Source organism: Paenibacillus sp. WLX1005 (genome assembly GCF_046603685.1).
Taxonomy (GTDB): Bacteria; Bacillota; Bacilli; order Paenibacillales; family Paenibacillaceae; genus Saccharibacillus.
On record NZ_CP176756.1, the window covers coordinates 663952 to 681811 of the forward strand.

General features: G+C 49.8%; 15 protein-coding genes. 10 read left to right on the forward strand and 5 right to left on the reverse strand.

The annotated features are described in order from the left end of the window. Positions 1-128: 128 nt before the first annotated feature. The 5 genes from ACE3MZ_RS02760 (at position 129) to ACE3MZ_RS02780 (ending at position 6110) form a co-directional block, all read left to right on the forward strand. Entirely contained in the window at positions 129-1430 is a 1302-nt protein-coding gene (locus ACE3MZ_RS02760; protein ID WP_411345029.1) for an ABC transporter substrate-binding protein, read from the forward strand. A 306-nt stretch (positions 1431-1736) separates the two neighbouring features. Next, positions 1737-2639: a carbohydrate ABC transporter permease gene (locus ACE3MZ_RS02765; RefSeq protein ID WP_411345030.1), complete on the forward strand. Its 903-nt coding sequence runs from the start codon at positions 1737-1739 to the stop codon at positions 2637-2639. 3 nt (positions 2640-2642) lie between these two features. Next, the gene (locus ACE3MZ_RS02770; RefSeq protein WP_411345031.1) at positions 2643-3545 is read left to right on the forward strand and encodes a carbohydrate ABC transporter permease; all 903 of its coding nucleotides are present in this window, start codon (positions 2643-2645) and stop codon (positions 3543-3545) included. 152 nt (positions 3546-3697) lie between these two features. Then, a complete protein-coding gene (locus tag ACE3MZ_RS02775; RefSeq protein WP_411346677.1) occupies positions 3698-4873 on the forward strand; it encodes a rhamnogalacturonan acetylesterase in 1176 nt (391 codons plus the stop codon). Positions 4874-4970: 97 nt separating this feature from the next. Continuing rightward, positions 4971-6110, forward strand: coding sequence for a glycoside hydrolase family 88 protein (locus ACE3MZ_RS02780; RefSeq protein WP_411346678.1), 1140 nt, complete (start codon positions 4971-4973; stop codon positions 6108-6110). A 338-nt stretch (positions 6111-6448) separates the two neighbouring features. Here the strand turns inward: ACE3MZ_RS02780 and ACE3MZ_RS02785 are convergent, their stop codons facing one another. Beyond that, entirely contained in the window at positions 6449-7597 is a 1149-nt protein-coding gene (locus ACE3MZ_RS02785) for a hypothetical protein (protein WP_411345032.1), read from the reverse strand. Between the two features lie 125 nt (positions 7598-7722). Beyond that, the gene (locus ACE3MZ_RS02790) at positions 7723-8697 is read right to left on the reverse strand and encodes a DMT family transporter (protein WP_411345033.1); all 975 of its coding nucleotides are present in this window, start codon (positions 8695-8697) and stop codon (positions 7723-7725) included. A gap of 256 nt (positions 8698-8953) precedes the next feature. Between ACE3MZ_RS02790 and ACE3MZ_RS02795 the strand changes: the two genes are divergently transcribed. The 3 genes from ACE3MZ_RS02795 (at position 8954) to ACE3MZ_RS02805 (ending at position 11790) form a co-directional block, all read left to right on the forward strand. Continuing rightward, a complete protein-coding gene (locus tag ACE3MZ_RS02795) occupies positions 8954-10312 on the forward strand; it encodes a PLP-dependent aminotransferase family protein (protein ID WP_411345034.1) in 1359 nt (452 codons plus the stop codon). A 207-nt stretch (positions 10313-10519) separates the two neighbouring features. After that, entirely contained in the window at positions 10520-11107 is a 588-nt protein-coding gene (locus tag ACE3MZ_RS02800; RefSeq protein WP_411345035.1) for a TetR/AcrR family transcriptional regulator, read from the forward strand. Positions 11108-11181: 74 nt separating this feature from the next. After that, entirely contained in the window at positions 11182-11790 is a 609-nt protein-coding gene (locus ACE3MZ_RS02805) for a YjgB family protein (RefSeq protein ID WP_411345036.1), read from the forward strand. Positions 11791-11983: 193 nt separating this feature from the next. Here the strand turns inward: ACE3MZ_RS02805 and ACE3MZ_RS02810 are convergent, their stop codons facing one another. From ACE3MZ_RS02810 to ACE3MZ_RS02820, 3 genes are all read right to left on the reverse strand, one after another. Beyond that, the gene (locus ACE3MZ_RS02810; RefSeq protein WP_411345037.1) at positions 11984-12520 is read right to left on the reverse strand and encodes a LysE family translocator; all 537 of its coding nucleotides are present in this window, start codon (positions 12518-12520) and stop codon (positions 11984-11986) included. A 240-nt stretch (positions 12521-12760) separates the two neighbouring features. Then, positions 12761-14083, reverse strand: a complete 1323-nt coding sequence (locus tag ACE3MZ_RS02815; RefSeq protein WP_411345038.1) for a glutamate-1-semialdehyde 2,1-aminomutase — start codon at positions 14081-14083, stop codon at positions 12761-12763. Between the two features lie 420 nt (positions 14084-14503). Beyond that, positions 14504-15670 carry an LCP family protein gene (locus ACE3MZ_RS02820; protein WP_411345039.1) on the reverse strand — a complete coding sequence of 389 codons (1167 nt, stop codon included), beginning with the start codon at positions 15668-15670 and terminating at the stop codon, positions 14504-14506. A 373-nt stretch (positions 15671-16043) separates the two neighbouring features. Here ACE3MZ_RS02820 and ACE3MZ_RS02825 point away from each other — a divergent pair, with 373 nt between their 5' ends. Next, positions 16044-17069 carry an ATP-binding cassette domain-containing protein gene (locus ACE3MZ_RS02825; RefSeq protein WP_411345040.1) on the forward strand — a complete coding sequence of 342 codons (1026 nt, stop codon included), beginning with the start codon at positions 16044-16046 and terminating at the stop codon, positions 17067-17069. Then, on the forward strand, positions 17062-17856 hold the full coding sequence (locus tag ACE3MZ_RS02830; RefSeq protein WP_411345041.1) for an ABC transporter permease: 795 nt from the start codon (positions 17062-17064) through the stop codon (positions 17854-17856). Before ACE3MZ_RS02825 ends, ACE3MZ_RS02830 begins: the two co-directional genes overlap by 8 nt. Positions 17857-17860 lie beyond the last annotated feature (4 nt).

Genomic DNA, 17860 nt, shown 5'->3' on the forward strand with positions numbered 1-17860 from the left:
ATCATCCACGCTCTACACCTGCTTTACGATTTGCGATGTATCTTTTATCTCATTACAGATGGCTGTATTCGTCGGCATGATTCCACAGCGAATCTACATCTGTCCATTATCGAAAGGGGAGAATACGCATGAATTTTAAAAAGACAGCTTCTATCCTGACCCTGATCGCCATTCTGCTTACGATTACTGCATGTGGCAATTCTGGCAGCAGTACTTCTGGTTCCAGCAGTGGCGGGCAGGACGGCAAGACGATTCGCATCGCTTGGTGGGGATCGGATACGCGTCACAGCTACACCCAGCAGGTGATCGACATGTACAAAAAGGAAAATCCCGGCGTGAATATCGACATCGAATACGCGTCCTTTGATGATTATTGGAAAAAGCTTGCCCCGCAGGCAGCCGCCAACCAGTTGCCCGACATCATCCAAATGGACATCTCCTACATTAGCCAATATGCCAAAAACGGTCAGCTTGAAGACCTCAAGCCGTACATCGGCAACCAGATCAAGCTGGACGATGTGAGCGAGAGCGTCGTTAGCACTGGCGTAATCGGCGGTACACAATATGGTATCCCAACCGGGGTAAACGTACTCGGCTACCAATACAACCCAGAAACGCTCAAAAAAGCAGGCATCACCGAAATTCCGAAAGACTGGACATGGGATGACTATGAGAAGCTTGCCGGACAAGCCAAAGATAAAGGCATTTACTTTGACGAATCGATGGCACCGGATATTTTCTTTAACTATTTCTTGAGAACAAAAGGCATGTCACTGTACAAAGCTGACGGTACGGCACTCGGCTATGAAGATGACGCGCTGTTCACAGAATTTTTCGGTCGTCTTGCCAAGCTGATCCAAGAAGGCGCGGCACCATCTCAGGAAACGCTGAGCCAAAATAAAGGCATTATCGAGGAATCGACCGTGGTCAAAGGCACGGGGATCGGTACATGGCAGTGGTCGAACCAGTTCGTCGCCCTGCAAAAAGTAGCTGACAAGCCGCTGGAGCTGGCACCGATGCTCGGACCGGATATGCAAAAAGGCATCTACATGCAGCCAAGCATGTACTGGTCCATCTCCAAAAACTCGCAATCCAAAGACGAAGCTGCCAAATTCATTAACTTCTGGATCAACAATCAGGATGCAAACAAGCTGATTAAGGGCGAACGTGGTGTACCAATCTCTGCCGCTGTCAAAGAAGCGGTAACACCGGATCTGACGGAAGCAGAGAAACAGGTGTTTGATTTTGTTAGTCAAATGGAGCCGATCGCATCACCGATGAGCCCGCCGCCACCGGTAGGTTCCGCGGAGGTTATCGCTACGCTGGCGGATTATGTGGAGCAGATTAACTTTGGACAGATTACGGCAGCAGAAGCCGCACCGAAGTTCCGCGCCGATGCCAATTCGATTCTGTCCAACAACCAGCCGTAATGTGATGATGTAATCACTATAGCCGTGATGATCGAGTGCAGTAGCAGTAGGCACAAGCAGAGACGGCGTAGAAGAATGTCTCTGCTCTGTGCCACGGTATCACTGTTCCTGTTTTGATACGGTGATGACGAACACGAACGAAGCAAGTCGGAGTAAATGGGAATCGGGAAAGAGACGCATGGCAGCATCGATACGCTGCGATGTGGTCGGCTTTCCTTTTCCCGCTCATGGCTGAGCTATTTTGGAGCATGCCGGATACTATGATAATGCCCAGTTTTGTATTTTCCCAAGGAGGTGTGCGGATTCATGCGGAACAATTATTCGCTAAAAGCCAATTTGACTGGTTACGCGTTTATCAGCCCATTTATTATCGGATTTCTGGCGTTTACGCTAATTCCGATGTTTATCTCGCTGTATCTGTCGTTTACGAGCTATAACCTGTTTAGCCCACCGCGCTGGGTCGGATTGAATAATTTTGAGAAAATGTTCACTGGTGATACGAAGTACTGGAATTCGGTCAAAGTCACACTGTACTACGTGTTTATCGGTGTCCCGCTGCGACTGACATTTGCGTTATTCGTAGCGATGATTCTCAACACCGGCTCGCGTATGATCGGTGCGTATCGGACGATCTATTATTTGCCGTCCATCATCGGTGGTAGCGTTGCGGTATCCATCATGTGGCGCAACATTTTCAGCGAGCAGGGGATCGTCAACGGTCTGCTGATGGCGCTGGGAGCAGCACCGATTCAATGGTTCGGCGATCCGGGCGCTGCGCTCGGTATGCTGATCACGCTGTCGGTCTGGCAGTTTGGTTCGTCCATGCTCATTTTCCTCGCTGGTCTGAAAAACATTTCCCCGGAAATGTATGAAGCAGCAAGTGTAGATGGTGCGCGTCCGGCACGGAAATTTTTCAGTATTACGCTGCCGCTACTCAGTCCGATCATTCTGTTCAATCTGATCATGCAGACGATTAGCGCCTTTATGACCTTTGTACCGGCGTATATTATTTCCAAAGGCGAAGGCGGTCCGCTGGACGGCACGATGCTGTATTCGCTGTATCTGTTCCGTCAGGCATTCATGTTCAACAATATGGGGTATGCGTCTGCGATGGCGTGGGTCATGCTCATCTTCATCGGGGTGCTGACGTTGATTCTGTTCAAAACGTCGAAATTCTGGGTGTTCTACGAGTCGGAAGGAGGTCGCTGATCCATGGCAGATACCAAAGCAGAACGCTATAACCAAACGATCGCCGGTTCAGCGGCAAGTCAGGGAAGTCTATGGCGGCGCATTAAGTGGCCCGTCTACCATATCTTCGTCGCTGCACTGGCACTGCTCATGCTGTATCCGATCATCTGGATGTTTTTCAGCTCGTTCAAGGAAAGTCGCACGATCTTCACGACAGCGACGACACTGCTGCCAGCGGAATGGATATGGAGCAACTATGCTTCCGGCTGGAAAGGCATTGGCGGCTACTCGTTCGGTCATTATATCTGGAACTCGCTCGTGATCGTCGTACTGTCCACACTTGGTGTCGTGGTATCGTCGGCATTGATCGCGTTCGGCTTTGCCCGGTTGCAATTTGCCGGTCGTGCGTTCTGGTTTGCGGTGATGATGGTTACACTCATGCTGCCGCATGATGTCGTGCTTGTGCCGCAGTATATTATTTTCACGAAACTGGGCTGGCTGAATACGATCTGGCCGATCGTTGTACCGCAGTTTTTCGGCGCACCGTTCTTTATTTTCCTGATGGTGCAGTTTATCCGTACGATTCCAAAGGAATTGGATGAAGCAGCGACGATTGACGGTTGTGGGAAGTTCCGATTGTTTATTCAGATCATCATGCCGCTGATCAAGGCATCGCTGGCAACAGCGGCGATCTTCTCTTTTTACTGGAGATGGGAAGATCTGCTTGGACCGGTACTGTATCTGAACTCGCCGGATAAATATACCGTCTCTATGGGTCTGAAAATGTTCCTTGATAGCGAATCTGCATCCAACTGGGGCGGTATGTTCGCGATGTCGATGGTCAGTCTGCTACCGGTCATTCTCGTGTTCTTCCTGTTCCAGAAGCATATCGTGGAAGGCATTAGCAGCAGCGGGATCAAAGGCTAATCATGGGAGATTCCAAACAATCGGAACATGGTCAGGATCTGCTATCACAAGAACAACGTTCGTCATTACACGAGCAACATCCACGACTACAGAAACAAGAGCAATATCATCCATCAGGGCAACAGAAGCAATCGAATGAATATCAAACAAACATGGCGGCTGTACAGCAGGATATTGCACTAGATGCAGAGCGGCAAACGGCAGATGGCTGGAAGTTTGATGCAGGGCCTGGTACGCCGGTAGAAGGGTATCTGCCGTTAACGCCGGAAACGGTATATACGTCAGAGTCGGGCTATGGATTTCTGCCCGGCGGTGCGGTGTACGGTCGTGATCGCGCTGCATCTGACGATCAGCAATCTGCATCAACACAGCATCTGCAAGCTGCTTTTTGCATTCCGCTGCAAGCAACCTTTGTCCTCGATGTGCCGGATGGTTGTTATCTGATCCGTATGCAGCTGGGTGATTGGCAGACTGCTACGCACACGATCATCCGCGCATCAGGTAGCAAAGTGGTGGTGCCGCCGATTCGTACCCAATCTGGGCAGATTCAGGAAGTACTATGCAGCGTTCACGTACACGGCGGACGATTGGAACTGAACTTCAGCGGACAAGCCCCACGGCTCAATACGTTAGACATCACACCCGCACCGCATACACTGCAACTGCTGTTGGCGGGCGATTCGACCGTAACCGACCAGCCAGCGGATGGATATCCCTATGCTGGTTGGGGGCAATTGTTACCGGAGCGATTCAAGCATGATGTGTGCGTGGACAATCATGCGATCTCTGGGCGTAGCTCCAAAAGCTTTGCCGACGAAGGCAGGCTGGAAACGATCCGTCAGCAGCTACGAGCAGGCGATTATCTATTCATCCCATTCGGACATAATGATGCAAAAACGGACGTTGCTCGCCATACCGATCCATTTACAACGTATAAGCAGCAGTTGACCGAGTACATTGTAACCGCTCGTGAGAAAGACGCGCATCCGGTATTGCTGACGCCGATTCATCGTCGTTATTTTACCGAAGATGGACAGCTGGAAGATACGCATGGCGACTATGTGCTCGCTGTACGTGAACTGGCAGCCGAGCAGCAAGTGCCGCTCATCGATCTGGCGGCGAAGACGGCGATGGTATGGGAGCAACTTGGACCGGAACAGAGCAAGGCGTTATTCGTCTGGCTATATCCGGGCGAATATATGAATTTCCCAAGCGGCGTGCAGGATAATACACATTTGCAGGAGCAAGGGGCGCGGCAGATTGCCGGGCTAGTTATCGAAGGCATTCGGGAATTGAATCTGCAACCATTGGTCATGTATTTGAGATAGCAGATCAGGTATTGGAGATAACAGGTGGATATTCAAGTGCATCTGTATGTATATCAGTACTTCTATATGTATATTGCAGGAGGAAAGGATGGATCATATGCCAGCATTGCATTTTGACGAGGAACATATTAAACAGGTGATTGATCGGGTCGTAGAGCGTACATTCAATATGGATTTTAGCTGGGATTGGCCGGGCGGTGTAGCCTTTTATGGAGTGTGTGAAGCGTATCAGGCGACTGGCAAGCGTGAATATCTGGATCAGCTGCGACTCTGGGTCGATGAGAATATTGCGGATGGTCTGCCACCGTTATCGGTCAATGGAGTATCGATCGGTCACTGTCTGCTAACACTGTATGAAGCGACCGGGGAAGAGCAGTATTTGCAGATTGCTACAGAAATGGCGGAGTTTCTGGATAGCAAGGCAGAGCGGTTCGGAGAAGGCATTTTCCAGCATACCGTCAATTCGGTGACAGATGTGTTCCCAGAGCAGGCGTGGGTAGATACGATGTTCATGGCGGGATATTATCTGCTACGTATCGGTCATCTGCTGGGGAACAAGCGGTATTTTGACGACGGACTACGCCAGTATCATGGACATGAAAAGGTATTGCAGGACGAGCAGACGAATCTGTATTATCACGGCTGGGACAATGTGAATCAGAATCATCTGTCCTCGATCTTCTGGGCGCGCGGCAATTCATGGGCATCGTTAACGATGTCGAAGGCACTGGCATTCGTGCCCGTACAGCATCCATCGTATATGATCATCGACGGCTCACTGCGGGATCAACTTAGCTCACTCGTCCGCCTGCAATCGCCAGAAGGCTTATGGCATACCGTGCTGGATGATCCAACCTCGTATCTGGAAACGTCTGGCTCATCAGGTATCGCGACCGCGTTACTCATGCGCGGCAGACTATACAACAAATATTCGCAAAAAGCGATCGACGGCATTCTGTCCCGCATCCGAGAAGATGGCACCGTAACTGGCGTATCCGCAGGAACCGCGATTATGAATGACATTGACGGCTATCGCGAAGTGCCGGAGAAACGCATTCAAGGCTGGGGACAAGGACTAACATTGGCGTTCCTTGCTCAACTGCTACGCACGCGAGACGATCTGTATGGACAAACGATGAACCCAACCAATAAAGCCGCCACCCCGGAAACTGCGCAGCCACCTTCACAGTTGGAAGACGATCCTACCAATACGCAGACTGGTGTGGAGACGCTGTAGTTGTAACGGTAAACGGCACTAGAAGTCGACTTGTTTCGTACTATTCAGCTTGTTGTAAATGTGAACTATACATGGGAAACAGTAAACGCAACATTACGTAACGTCTTGTAACGTAGGTAAGCACTAGCGTCTACCATACCCGCTCAGATCAAGCAGAACAAGTTTAGATTAAGAATTAAGATCGGCGGATAAGCATAAATCAAGCACAGATCAAGCACAGATCAAGCACAGATCAAGCACAGATCAAGCACAGATCAAGCAAACTATACTCAATACAGACAAAGACCGTATTTCCCATATAGGAGATACGGTCTTTGCCATACGATGATATTCTTGCCCTACACCAGTGGCTGCTTCACAATCCGAAACTGCCGATTCTGATCCTCGACCAACAGATACAGCGTGCCCTTTTCATACTTGATAAACCGAAATAACAGCTGATCTGACAATGTCGGCGTGCGCCATAATTCATTTCCAGCTTGATCCCATAAATACAAACGCTGTTCGCTATCCACCTGTACAAATACCTGATGATTGTTGTAATCGGTTCGCCAGTTTTGCTTCGCATCTGTGAAGACGCGCGTTCTCTGCACTAGCAGCTTGCCGGTAGTCACATCATAGCGCGAATAGATCGGATACGAGGTGGAGCCGTCCTTTTGCAGCTTATTGCCGGTATCATTGGAAAGGTAGATCACCGCCTGCCCCTGATCCAGCTTGAACTCGCCAATCGTACTTAGCGGCGCACGCACCAGATGCGAACGATGAGAGGCAGAACTCGTATCCAGCAATTCAAATACATACCGCTGATCATGCAGTTCGCCACTGCGGTACCGAATGACCAGCTTGTTCGATTCATACTCCATATTCAGTACAGTTAGCGCTTCGTTATTGTTGTTGCTGTACGCCTGTAAGGACAACGTACGCACTGGCTTGTTCCACGGGGAACGGTAAATCAGTACCTGCTGCCCTGTTTGTAACGCTATACGTTCTGCATTTCCGGCAGTCTGCGCTGACCAACTCAGATGCGCCGTCTGGTCATTGCCGCCTGTGTTTAACGTTTGCAGCAGAGCAGTTGGATAGATAAAGGTAGACAGTGTGTTGCCGTTAAGCGATAGTACGATCTTTTGCAGCTTGTGATTCTGGCTAACAATGATGACGATCTTACCGCTGGCATCCAGCACATCATAGCTATACAGATGATCATACGTATGACTCCACAGCCGCGTACTGCTGGACAGACTCGTCATATATAACGTACCTTCCTCCTGATTCACAAACAAAGTACGCTCACCAGACAGATTCACAATGTCCGTCTGAATATAGAAATCGCGGGGAAAGGATAGATTGTCTTCCGTATCCTGACTCCAATTCATCCCATCGTGAAAATCGGGCAATGCCGCGGTCGCCGCTTCAGTGGAAGCAGGCAATAGCGTTACGGTCAGCAATAGTAGTGTCACGACCAACAGCAGCAGCTTTTTGAATATCACGTTACATTCCTTCCTCTCCCGTATGAAATGATGGATATGTAGTTAGGTATCCAATGTAATTGTCTACTCCTACTATACCTCATTCTCGTACAGAATGATAAGGCGATGGATAAAGGAATACTTGCTTATTTGCCCTTCCGTCGTCCGTTCCAATTCGTACCGAGCACACCGCCGATAATCAGCACCGCGCCGATCACATGATACAATAGCAATTGCTCATGTAAAATAATCGTTCCAGCGATCATCGATACAATCGTGGAGATGTTGCTGAATACACTCATCTGCGTTGCTTTTAGCCGGGATAAGGCGTAGCTTGACAGCAATGTTGTACCGAGTGAGGACAGCACACCAAGATACAGCAATGCCATCATATAACTCGGCTGTGTCAACGGCTGTACATAGTCGATCCAATTGCCTGCCGCGAAATGACGAATCAGCGCGATCACGTTGAACATGATTGCTGCTGTCAGCATGGTTACCCATGTCAGCTCCAGCGGATTATACACCCGAGTGAGCGGACGCATGAGCACACTATACCCGGCGAATGCCAGTGCCGAGCCGATCAGTAGCACAATGCCACCCAGATGATCCGCACGGAATCCGGCATTGCCCTGCATAACGAAGATCAGAATCACGCCGGCAACAGATACGAGTAGCGATACCTTTTGCAGCCAGCGTGTCCGTTCCTTGAGAATATAAGCAGCCAGCAGCAATGTGAACACTGGCACGGTCGCCTGAATGATCCCCGCCTCCGAAGACGAAGCGTACAACAGTCCAAACGCCTGCAAGGTAAAATACAACACCGGCGATAACAGCGCTAGCGGCAACATACGTTTCAAATCTGCCGCCCGCACCGAGATACGAATCCAGCCCAGCCGGATTGGTACCGCCATCACCAAGACGGACAGCAGAAAACGGTGAGCCAGCACATCGAACGGACTGGCAGTATACACCGTCATTTTTACAAATAGAAACGAGAACCCGATAATAAGCGCATAGGCAATCGCCGCTGCGTACGATGTCCATGTACGAGTCGGTGTTGCCTGTAGGTTCGAGGAAGAATGAATGGATGCAGAATCGGAAAACGAATGTGATTTCATAACTAAAAAACCTCCTGCTAACGCACAGCGTAAATGAGAATCAAGGCGATGCCGTGCACAAACATCGTCTCTATGCCCTTCACTATAGACTTCGCTTGAGGGAAGCAGCAATGCCTATCTATAGCATCTGTACCGGTACAGATGTACAGAACAGTCCAATGGCAAGCCGTAAGCATACGGTATAATGAGGTAGTGTAATCATACGGACAAAATAACACTAAGATCGATCCTAACCAAGACAAGGAGGAGCAATCCAATGCCGAGCAAGCACAGCACACTGGCAGCAGCGCTACGCCAGCAGATTATCTCCCGCGCCCGCCCGGCAGGTGACAAGTTGCCTTCGATTCGGCAGATGGCGACAGAGCAGCGATGCAGTGCCGCTACGGTTATTCGCGCGTATGAGCAGCTCATTGCGGAGCATTATGTGTATGTGCTGGATCGCAGCGGGTATTATGTAGCTGCGCACGGACCACAGCAGGATGCATTGCAGCAGCAGATGCTTGATCTGGCGTCTGCGGCACCGGCGGCAGAGATTTTCCCGTTTGCCGATTTTCAGAGTTGTCTGAATCAGGCGATGCAGCTGTACCGAGATCAGCTATTCACGTACGGCATGCCGCAAGGATTGCCTGCCTTGCTGGAAGAAGTCCAGCAGCAATTGGCAGAGGTGCAGGTATTCGCGCCGTTATCGCGGCTGTATATTACGTCGGGTGTGCAGCAGGCGCTGTCGATTTTGACGATGATGCCTTTTCCGGGTGGGCGGCAATCGGTCATGATCGAGCAGCCGGGTTACCATTTGCTAATGGAATTGCTGGAAGCGCTGGATGTTCCGATCGTGCAGATTGCCCGTACAGTCAAGGGACTGGATCTGGCAGAGGTGGAGAGATGGTTCCGCAGTGGAGAAATCAAGTTCTTTTACATCATGCCGCGCTTTCATAATCCGCTCGGTCATTCGCTGCGTCATGCTGATAAGAAGAAGCTCGTTGCGCTGGCGGCACGGTACGATGTGTATCTGGTTGAGGATGATTATCTTGCCGATCTGGAGCAGCATACGAATGCTGATCCGTTGTATGCGCACGATCTGTCCCAGCACGTTATTTATTTGAAAAGCTATTCCAAAATGCTATTCCCCGGACTGCGTATCGGAGCTGCTGTCTTGCCGGAACCACTCCAAGCATCGTTTGCCCGTTACAAAAATCTGCTTGATATCGACAGCTCCATGTTATCGCAGGCGGCACTGCATATGTACATTCATAATGGCATGTTCGCCCGTTATTGGCGTCTGTTACTTGATGCGTATCACCGTAGAAGCAGGCAGCTCCATAAGACATTGCAGGAGTTGGTGCCCGTATGCGCGTTGTTCGCAGATGTGTATCATGTGGATGCGATTCATGCGGTAATCCCGCTACCGGCACATTTTCCGACGAAGGCGCTCATTCGTCAGTTGGCAGAGCAGCAGCTGATTGCCGATTCGCTAGAGCGTTATTTTTTACCGGACAGCCCGTACAGCTGGAACGGATTGCGTATCAATGTATCCAATGTGCCCGAAGAACGCATTCCGACAGCACTACATACTGTTGCGACGCAGATCAACAAACTATGGATCACATCGAACTGACGAGGTAGGTATACACCTGAACATGAAGCTCATACACTGACAATACAGTGTATACGTGCAGAGATGATTCTTCTACATGTGGCAGCGCATATCACCTATCCAACTGCCACATCATATATCTGATTTATATGTCTGATTTGACAAAGCATAGACAAAGGTATAATTTAAATACAGAACGTTTCGTTTCTAAAATAAAGGAGTTACGAAATGAACAACATCAAACGAAAGCCCGGTCGACCGCCGAGCCAGACGTCGCGGCAAGCTGTATTTACCGCTACGATGGCATTGTTACGGGAACAAGGTTTGCGCAAAATGACGATCGATAAAGTTGCCGAACAGGCGGGAGTCAGCAAAGCGACCATTTACCGCTGGTGGAGTGATAAGGTCGAGATGTCGATGGAGGCATTTTTGCACCATGTGCAGATAGAAGGCATCATTGAAGACAAAGGCAACTTTGTGGACGATTATGTAGGATGGTTCAGCAAGTTGAATCAATTTTATGATAGTCCAGAAGGTCGGATTCTGGCGCAGATTATTGCGGAGAGTCAGAGCCGTCATGAATTGCTGCTGCCATTTCAGCATACGTTACAGGAGATGCTGGTCAGCAAATGTATGGTCATCTGGGAGCGTGCATTGGCGCGCGGTGAAGTGGATGAACAGGTATCCGCACAGACGGTAATCGAGCTGATCTATTCGCCATCCAGCTACCGCATGCTGTCCAATCAGCCGATTCTAGACGATGTCGCGACAACGGCTATGATTCGGGTTATATATAACGGTATCAAAAAGCGCTAGCGCTTTTTTAGATCACATAGACGATACATTCATAGGGAAATCTCAAGGATTTGTACATCAAGGAGGAATGACCAATGAACATCGCAAAACATATGCAACACACAGGAATCGCCATCGCTGTCACCGGAGCCGCCACACTGGGTTCATTTGCCGCTACTACCGCTATCGTGCCGTCTTCATCGGCATATGCCGCAAGCACGAGTGCAGCGACAAGTCAGCAGCAGAGCGGTGCGACACTGCTGAACACCTTTTACAAGCCCGCGCTAAAAGGACACTTCCCGCAGGCAAACGGCAATCCTGTCGATAAGCTGATCGTAGGCGATACGACGCGTGCTTCAGCAATCGCCATTTATGGCAAACCGACTACTTCGCGCACCAGTGCATCCGGCTACGATGTATATCAAGCCGAGATGGGAACACCGGGTTACGCGCTATCCTATACTAGCTCCAATGTGCTCAAAGAGATTCGCTATCTCGGCACAACCGTCGAGCGTAAGCAGACGATTGGCAGCATCACCATGAGCGTACTAAAGAAAAACTGGTATGCCCCAAGCTCCACCACGACGATCACCAGCGGCGGCACCAAGCAAACGAAGCTCACCTACAACCGTGGTGACTACAAGCTAGAATTCATCTACAACAGCCCGACCGATCTCGATCATATCAATTTGCTCCAAAAATAATTCCGACGTTTGCGATTGTACCTGACTCTTTATCATTCACGCAGCCGTACCGCACAGTGTTTTACTGATGCGGTACGGCTTTTTAACAATCTTGAATGCCTGAATGTGCGAATGTCTATTTTGGCAAAATAGCATGTCGATCATATCAGAGCAATAACAAGATAGCTGTCCAAACAAGCAGGAGAGCCATCGTCTAGTTAAACAGACGACGATGACGTTGAAGCCATGTCTGGAATAGCGCCCCGCCTAGACTCCAGCTAAACGAACTACATACACCGACCGCTCCCAGTAGTACGGCAAAGCCGATATAGTGAATCAGCGACGAATAATACGGCAGGATGAAGGTAGAGACGACCGATAGGCTGAATAGAATGCCTTTCGGATTTAGAAATTGAATCCATAGCCCAGTCCAAAACAGTCTTGGCTGTCGATTCGATTGTGTTGTCGATGTTTCACCGGAATCGGCGACCATTTGATATGCAAGATACAGCATATACACAACGCCAAGCACTGTAAGCGGCAAACGTATGAATGGTATCCACTGCACTAACAGCAGATTGGCTACACTGCACATCATAAGTAATAAGCTGAATCCTGTTCCCACACCGAGACAGAACGGTATCGTCTTGCGCAGCCCATAGCGATTCGCATACGCCATCGCCATTATATTATTGGGTCCGGGCGTAAAGCTGGCAATCAAAATAAACATCCAAAATGAAAATACAGGCATAACCAAGCTCCTTCCTATACTTTGTATGTTATAGTGAACAAAAATTCAATATAACGAAATTAAATCCATCATAACGAATTAGGTGGCTGTTGTACAGTTATTTTCTTTCTATTGCACCGCATAGTAAAAAAGTGCCGATCTACGATACAGTCGAAGGGTATTTCCTTCGCGCTGTACCATGGATCGGCACTTGCACATTATTTATCATTCGCTACATGAGTGATTATCACATTCACGATTTTATTTCCCCTGTGAGACCAGCTTCAGCGCTTCATCCGCCGCTTGCAGTGTCAGATCGATATCGCCATCGGTATGCGCGGTAGTCAGGAACCATGCTTCGTATTTGGAAGCGGCGAGGCAGATGCCGCGATCTAGCATATGGCGGAAGAACGAAGCGAATTGCTCGCCGTCTGTATCCTGCGCCTGATCGTAATTCGTCACCGGATGATAGCAGAAATGAGTCGAGAATGCCCCTTTGATCCGGTTAATCGTCAGCGGGACACCGTAGCGTTCAGCAGACGATTGGATACCGTCGGTCAGACGAATCGCCAGACGCTCCATTTCATCGTACACGCCATCGCCTTGCAGCACTTCCAGACAGGCGATACCGGATGCGATGGACGCTGGGTTGCCTGCCATCGTACCTGCCTGATAAGCAGGACCGAGTGGAGCGACTTGCTCCATAATATGCTTGCGACCGCCATAAGCGCCGATGGGCAAACCGCCGCCGATGATTTTGCCCAGTGCGGTCAGATCGGGCGTAATGTCAGCATGGTTGTCCAGACCGGCATACGTTTGTGCTGAACCGTAGTGGAACCGATACGCAGTAATGACTTCATCGTAAATAACGAGCGCGCCATATTGGTGAGCCAGCTTACACAGCCCTTCCAAAAATCCTTGTTCCGGCATAACCATACCGAAGTTGCCGACAATCGGCTCTACCATCACGGCTGCGACCTCATCGCCCCAGCGTTCCAGTGCTTCTTGTAATCCATCTAAGCTGTTGAACGGTACGGTGATTACTTCGCTCGCGATACTTGCTGGTACCCCAGCGCTATCTGGCGTGCCAAGCGTAGAAGGACCAGAGCCTGCCGCCACCAGCACCAGATCGGAATGACCGTGGTAACAACCAGCGAATTTGATAATTTTGCTACGGTCGGTGTACGCGCGTGCTACCCGAATGGTGGACATGACCGCTTCTGTACCGGAATTGACGAAACGGACTTTATCCAGTGAAGGAATGCTGTCTTTGAGCATTTGTGCCATTTGAATTTCTAGCTCAGTCGGTGTGCCGTACAGTATACCATTCTCGGCAGCGCGAGTAATTGCCGCTGTAATATGCGGATGTGCATGACCGGTAATGATCGGACCGAATGCCGCCAGATAATCGATATATTTGTTGCCATCTACATCGAAGAAGTGCGCGCCTTTGGCGGAGGACATGAATACCGGCGCCCCGCCACCTACCGCCTTGAACGAACGCGAAGGGCTGTTGACCCCGCCGACGATATGCTCCAATGCTTGCTCATATAATTGTTCCGAACGTTTGCGATTGCCATTCATCTTAACCTAGTCTCCTTTTTAACCTGTTGTATGGAAGAAAGCGTCCTTGCTGTCTGGACGCTGTAACCGTGCGATATGCGTATCTATTTTAACACGAGAGCGCAGTCAGGCATATGACGACTGTATGAACAAACCGTGCAGCGGCATGAAAAAAGGAAGCTTTCGTGAAGAAAGCTTCCTTGGATATCGCGAAATGAAGCGATGGAATGAATACAATAACAATTCATGATTTACAATGATACGCCCTGTTGAAAAGATAATATGAAGTAGAATGCCAGGTATACGCCGTCAGTCTTGTTCTCTCTACATCCTGAGGCATCGCGATGATATCCATCCAGCAGTACAGTTACCATATCCGATACTATAGTACTTCATATAGCGGATTCTGCTTCCTATACTGCATCGGATTCTAGTCCCATTTTAGTTACTGGATGAACTCGAACTGGAAGACGTGGACGACGATCCACTGCTAGAGCTGGATGAAGTACCCGACGTGCTGGAAGAACCAGTACTGCTCTCTGGATCGGTCGTACTGCTACTGCTTGAACTTCCAGATGTAGAGCTGCCAGACGAAGTGCTATCTTCGTTGGTGCCAGTTTGACCGTTACTTGATACTGGAGTCGGCTCAGTTGTGGTTTTGTTCAAGCTATCCTGTACGAATTGCTTCAGCTTCTCTTCGCTGCTAACGCCGATCACTTGAGCGCCGCCTACATGCTTCTCAGCAAGCAAGTCATTCGGCGGAAGCTGCTCGCTGCCACTCATATTACTATCATATGCCACGCTGGCGAGTTTCCACAGATCATCTACACTCAGATTCGTATCGATATACGGATTCACCTGGTTGAGGATGTCTGGCAGATTCATGATCGAAGTAGTCGATTTCAGCTTATCACCGACTGCTGTCAGGAAGGCACGTTGACGCTCGGTACGGGAAAAGTCTGACATCGCATCATGGCGGAAACGTACATATTCCAGCGCCGTTTTGCCGTCCAGATGCTGCGCACCGGCTTTCAGATCGATATCGTATTCATGTTTGTCGGCTACACTGGTGTAATGCATATCTTTTTCAACGGTGTAGTCGATACCGCCTACTGCATCCACCAGCTTAATAAATCCTTGGAAGTCAGTATAGACGTAATATTGCACCGGAATGCCGAGTAGATCACTAACCGTCTTCATCGCGGTATCCGGACCATGCGTAATCGCGGCGTTAATGCGGCTTTCCCCGTGTCCGGGAATATCCACGTACGTATCACGCAGGATGGAGAACAGATGGATCGTCTTTTTTACTGGATCAAGCGAGGCGACGAGCATCGTATCGGAGCGTGGAATCTCTCCGTCATCCGAACTGCGCGAGTCAACGCCCATCAGCAAAATGTTGACCGGCTCGGTGCCTTCCCATGCCGGCGGCTCAGCAGCCACAGCGGTATTGGTCGGTAGATTTTTGAAGGGAGAAGCGTCTCCCGTTTTTTGGAGAGCGCCAATCTGGTTGTAAACTGCGGTAAAATAGTAAATGGCGTAGCCGATAATCGCCACAGCGACGATAATCAGGCTCCAAAGCAGCGTGCGCTTTGTTTTCAAATTCATGCACGTTCTTCCTTTCAAAGATAAGGTTCACGATGTATAAGGCTGTACCTCATATTCAGTGTTATCGGTTTGTCGATGGTTGTCTGTAGCCATACATTCTGCGCAATGCAGGCGGGTAAAGGCGTGAAGCTTAGCATTGTCTTCACAACACCCGTACATTATAATTTCTTTTCAGACAACAATCAATTGTGACATCTCGATGGAACAAGCAGGTCAGCATCTGTCAATCCCTGCCCCTTTGAATATGATAGTGCGAGGAAATGTCGAAAAAAAGAGCAGAACGGTTACAATCCGGTCTCAATCCGGCAAACAACAGCAATCGCTGTACCCACAAATGACCGGCAGAGAGCCGGTACACAAGAAGGAGAACAACATGCAGGCGATTGAAGTGAACGCATTACGCAAAACGTTTCAGATTCAGCAAAGTCGTGGTGGTTTGAAAGGCGCACTACAGGATTTATTTGCGCGTCAGTATCATGAGGTCACAGCTGTTAACGATATTGATTTTAGTATTCCGCAGGGCGAAATCTGCGGATATATCGGCGAAAATGGTGCGGGCAAGTCGACCACTATCAAGATGCTAACCGGCATTCTGGTGCCGACATCCGGTCATATCAAGGTCAACGGCTACGTGCCGTACGAAGAACGCGAGAAATTCGTACAAGGCATCGGTGTCGTATTCGGTCAGCGTAGTCAGCTATGGTGGGACATCGGCGTGATCGAGTCGTTCCAATTGCTGCGCAAAGTGTATCGGGTGTCTGAGCACGACTTCCGTACACGCTTGGATGAGTTGGTGGAGCGGCTGGAATTGCAGGAGCTGCTTAGTCGTCCGGTACGCAAACTTAGTCTCGGTCAGCGGATGCGCTGCGAGCTGGTAGCGGCGCTGCTGCACAATCCATCGATTATTTTCCTCGACGAGCCGACGATTGGACTCGATATCGTCGTGAAATCGGAGATTCGCGAATTTCTCAAAGAATTGAACCGTACGCAGGGCACGACCATTCTGCTGACAACTCATGATTTGCAGGATATCGAAGCGCTCTGCTCACGGGTCATTATGCTGGATGCAGGCAGTATCATTTACGATGGCGGCTTGGATGAATTGAAATCCCGCTGGGGGCGCGGACGCGAAGTACGATTCCAGTTTGGCGAGAATGTGCAGCATGCTCAGCTCCAGCAGTGGACAACGGGCTTGCCGGTAACATGGACACAGGAGAGTGAACTGGTGGCGACTGCCCTTGTACCGGCAGAGCTGACGGTATCGGAATTGTTCTCGTGTGTGCTGTCCGTAACGCAGGTGACGGATGTGCAGATTTCCGAGACGAGTACGGATGAGATCGTTCGTCAGATTTATAGCTCTGGTTCGGCGGAGAAGCCGGGAGGCACGCTGCATGTCTAGTCTGTACTGGGATTTTATCCGTATTCGTTTTTTGACGATGCTGGCGTACCGGGTCAATTATTACTCTGGTATTCTGGTGTATACGCTCAACATCGGGGTGTACTATTTTACCTGGCAAGCGATCTACGGGGGCAAAGAAGAGCTGGCGGGCTTTACCGCTGCTCAGATGACCACGTATGTAGCGGTGTCGTGGATGGCGCGAGCGTTTTATTTTAACAATCTGGATCGGGAGATTGCGACCGAGATTCGGGATGGCACCATTGCGATTCAGTTTATCCGTCCATACAACTACCTGCTGGTGAAGATGATGCAGGGCTTTGGCGAAGGGCTGTTCCGGTTTTCGCTGTTTATGATTCCGGGTATGATCATTGCGGTATTGCTGTTTCCGGTACAGTTGCCAACCAGTCCGGTATCATGGGTGGGCTTTCTGGTGATGCTATTTTTCAGCTTTTTGATTAATACGCAGCTGAATATTCTCGTCGGGCTGATGGCATTTTTTATCGAAAATAATGACGGTCTGATGCGCATGAAACGAGTCGTGGTCGATCTATTCTCCGGCTTGCTCATTCCGATCAGCTTCTTCCCAGGCTGGCTTGTTTCCATTATGAATGTTTTGCCGTTTCAGGCGATTACGTATTTGCCAAGTTCGGTGTTTACGGGACGCATCGCTGGAACGGGGATATTGGAAGTGCTCGGCATTCAGGTGATCTGGTTTGTGATCCTGCTAGTGCCGATGATCATCGTATGGCGCGCCGCCCGGGTGCGACTGTTCGTGCAGGGAGGGTGAGGAG

Bases quoted from the DNA above. Each gene is read 5' to 3' on its own strand.
- ACE3MZ_RS02800 (WP_411345035.1), top strand. From the start codon at position 10,520: ATGAACAACATCAAACGAAAGCCCGGTCGACCGCCGAGCCAGACGTCG.
- ACE3MZ_RS02795 (WP_411345034.1), top strand. From the start codon at position 8,954: ATGCCGAGCAAGCACAGCACACTGGCAGCAGCGCTACGCCAGCAGATT.
- ACE3MZ_RS02760 (WP_411345029.1), top strand. From the start codon at position 129: ATGAATTTTAAAAAGACAGCTTCTATCCTGACCCTGATCGCCATTCTG.
- ACE3MZ_RS02810 (WP_411345037.1), bottom strand. From the start codon at position 12,520: ATGCCTGTATTTTCATTTTGGATGTTTATTTTGATTGCCAGCTTTACG.
- ACE3MZ_RS02775 (WP_411346677.1), top strand. From the start codon at position 3,698: ATGGCGGCTGTACAGCAGGATATTGCACTAGATGCAGAGCGGCAAACG.
- ACE3MZ_RS02765 (WP_411345030.1), top strand. From the start codon at position 1,737: ATGCGGAACAATTATTCGCTAAAAGCCAATTTGACTGGTTACGCGTTT.
- ACE3MZ_RS02790 (WP_411345033.1), bottom strand. From the start codon at position 8,697: ATGAAATCACATTCGTTTTCCGATTCTGCATCCATTCATTCTTCCTCG.
- ACE3MZ_RS02780 (WP_411346678.1), top strand. From the start codon at position 4,971: ATGCCAGCATTGCATTTTGACGAGGAACATATTAAACAGGTGATTGAT.
- ACE3MZ_RS02770 (WP_411345031.1), top strand. From the start codon at position 2,643: ATGGCAGATACCAAAGCAGAACGCTATAACCAAACGATCGCCGGTTCA.
- ACE3MZ_RS02815 (WP_411345038.1), bottom strand. From the start codon at position 14,083: ATGAATGGCAATCGCAAACGTTCGGAACAATTATATGAGCAAGCATTG.
- ACE3MZ_RS02825 (WP_411345040.1), top strand. From the start codon at position 16,044: ATGCAGGCGATTGAAGTGAACGCATTACGCAAAACGTTTCAGATTCAG.
- ACE3MZ_RS02830 (WP_411345041.1), top strand. From the start codon at position 17,062: ATGTCTAGTCTGTACTGGGATTTTATCCGTATTCGTTTTTTGACGATG.
- ACE3MZ_RS02820 (WP_411345039.1), bottom strand. From the start codon at position 15,670: ATGAATTTGAAAACAAAGCGCACGCTGCTTTGGAGCCTGATTATCGTC.
- ACE3MZ_RS02805 (WP_411345036.1), top strand. From the start codon at position 11,182: ATGAACATCGCAAAACATATGCAACACACAGGAATCGCCATCGCTGTC.